Source organism: Methanospirillum sp. (assembly GCF_028679455.1).
Lineage (GTDB): Archaea > Halobacteriota > Methanomicrobia > Methanomicrobiales > Methanospirillaceae > Methanospirillum.
In genome coordinates, this window is sequence record NZ_JAJRBM010000221.1 from 1 (window position 1) to 2,850 (window position 2,850).

A 2,850-nucleotide genomic window follows, 5' to 3' on the forward strand; every position below is an offset into this window, starting at 1 on the left:
AGAACCATCCCGACACTTTCCGGGAAGTTACCTTCCTGGGAAAGGTACGTCCTGATAGTATTCTCTGCAATTTCTGCCCCCCGTTCTACGGCGGTCCCGGTTGGAATCTTTGTCGGATCAAACTGATTAATATTGAATCCGGTCGGGAGGACATCGGGGCGTCGGATAACATCTCCTCCCAAGGCTGGTCGGATAAATTCGGCATGAAGACCACGGACACAGTTTTTCAGTTCATGGCTGTTATCTGCATAGTCCTGAGAGAGGAGAAGTCCTTGTTCAAGTGTCTCTCTTAACTTTTCATATTTATTTTCAGCAACACCACTTTCAGCAATTGCTTTCTCTATTCCAAAATCAATGAGGTTTGAAATAATCTTTCGTGACCAGATATCTATTGCATCCAGTTGGTGTGTATAACTTTGGCGATTCCGTAAAGCTTCATCATATGGAATTCCTAATGATTCTGCAAGGATTCGGTTGAGAGATGATGTTTCATCTCGGTCATACCGAAGAATGCATTCGATATATCCTTTAATATCTTGCGCTTCATATTTCTCGCCAAGAATATGCAGTCCTTTTGGAATAATACTCCGTTTCATGTCATAGAGTATCTCATGAATTTCAGGAATACTGTCAGATTCGATGTGGAGATCAGTTGCGAGAGTTATAATCTTCTTCTCAAGTCTCTCCTTTCTGAGATCTTGACCTTGCTTTATTGCTTCTTCACGTTCCTCGATCAGGTGCTCCAAATCTAGGTATTGTTCATACAGATCGGATGTGGAAAAAGGCGGAGAATTGTAACTTAACAATGTTCCGTATAAACGACGTTTTGCGATTGTCGCTTCTGATGTGTTGGTAACACTATATAAATATAAATGGGGAATATCACCGATTAACAGATCGGGAAAACAGGACTCGCTCATACCAATCTCTTTTCCCTTGGTAAATTCGGCAAGACCGTGAGTACCAACATGGAAGATGAGATCAGCCTTGAATTCTTCAGAAAGCCACCGGTAAAATGCTACATACTGGTGATGGGGAGGTTTTGTTTTGTCGTGTGCTGCAGAAGCGACATCCTCCTCTGTTAATGGGGGTCTGGCTGGTTGAATTCCTACAAAAACATTTCCACATTTTATCCCCGGAATAATGAAATTATCCCCATAAACCATGATATTCCCTGGAGGAGATCCCCAGTGTTCGGTAAGATCAAATTGTACTCTCGTCGGTAAAAAAGAGAAAAAGTTCAGGTATTTATCTAACGAATATCTTTCAGAGTAATTGGCAGTATCTTTGAGATTTGACCATCGGGCAGTATTGTATAGTTTTCTCTCTTCAAAAAGGGAATGCAAGGGTTCATCAGGGATTTCAACTGAGTATCCATCTGATGCTAGAGTCTTTAGTAAACGCTTCACACTAACGAATACATCTAAATACGATGCCCCAGCAAGGCTTGCCTCTCCAGGGGGATAGTTATAAATAATGATTGCAATCTTCTTCTCTGCATTTGGGATATTTTTAAGTCGGATCCAGTTTCGAATCCTCCTTGAGATTTTACCTACCCGCTCAGATATTGCTCTTATTTCTTTTACTTCAGTGTTTTCATTCTGAATTGTTTGTAAACCACAACAGGGGATTGGTTCGATACATCCATCCAGTTCAGGCCATACTACAGCCATGATGGTAAGAATAGGATTTATCCCAGCAATATTATCATCCCATTCCTCAATATCTTGGCTAAACATGGATAAAGGAGCGAAGACCGGTACATTCAGTTTTTTGAGAAGTTCGGTTGTGAGTGCAGGATCGCCACCAAGAGGGCCTCCGTTAAGACGGAAGTATTTAAGGTTAATCAGAGCATCTACAATTGGTTTTCCATTCTGCAGAAAAAAATTATCAATACATGCAAGATTCGTTTCCGGGGTTGAATGAGTTGGTATAATGGCGAATTCCGGTAATGCTTCAAGTAAACATGTAATGGTTGGAATATTCTGTTCCAGATGCATTCCGCTGTGAAACATGATGCCTATTGCCTGCTGACCCTTATGGTATTTGGCAGCAGTATAGTATTCGGATAGGCTTTGAAAATATCCATATTCTGGATGATATATGCCATATTCGGGATATTCAAACGGAGGATCCGGATTCGGAAGATTATATCCTCCTCCATATTCTTTCATGAGAAAATGGATGAGATTATAATAATTATCCAGACCTCCATGACGCCAGTATTGGATGATCTGGTTGTAATTTTTTGCATCCCTTTCAATTGAACGAGGTGAATGATTCACTGTACTTGTAAATTCATCGAGAATATTCCTGTTTCGATGGTGTGAGGTGGTTTCTATTTCATGAGATCTGGTATTTAACGCATTTACTTCATTATATTTCTTTGACTCAAGGAGTTTATTTCCTGAGAGGTTACCCAGTCTTGTTACTGTAAAGAGGTTATTATATGGTCCCATAAGACTTACAACGGTATTCTTCCCTTTTTGGCACGTCTGCAATACCAGTTCATAGGCGCGTCCCATACCTCTGATATCTATCAATACGATATCAGCAGTATGAAGGTGATGAATTAATTGTTGTTCTGATATCTGCCCATTCTCAATCTGTTGAGATAACCAGATATGAAAATCAAACAAAATTCCGGTTTGTTTCTGAAACGATGTCACGGCTTTTAGTATTAAGGAGGTAGGAACAGTGGAAATACAAGCAAATGTAATTTTTTTACTCATTATTATTAATCCTGATAATTTAAATTTTAATAGTACTATCTTATAAATAATCCATCTTATTATGAATAAATTTCTTTTTATGTTTCAAAGTATTACATATTTTCAATGTGTGGTAACC

The 2,850-nt window shown here is 39.2% G+C and carries 1 protein-coding gene; it reads right to left on the reverse strand.

Annotated features, from left to right (window positions below):
- On the reverse strand, positions 1-2,525 hold a 2,525-nt coding region (locus tag LUQ50_RS07235), incomplete at its 3' end, for a cobaltochelatase subunit CobN (protein WP_300038357.1).
- Between the last annotated feature and the right edge of the window lie 325 nt (positions 2,526-2,850).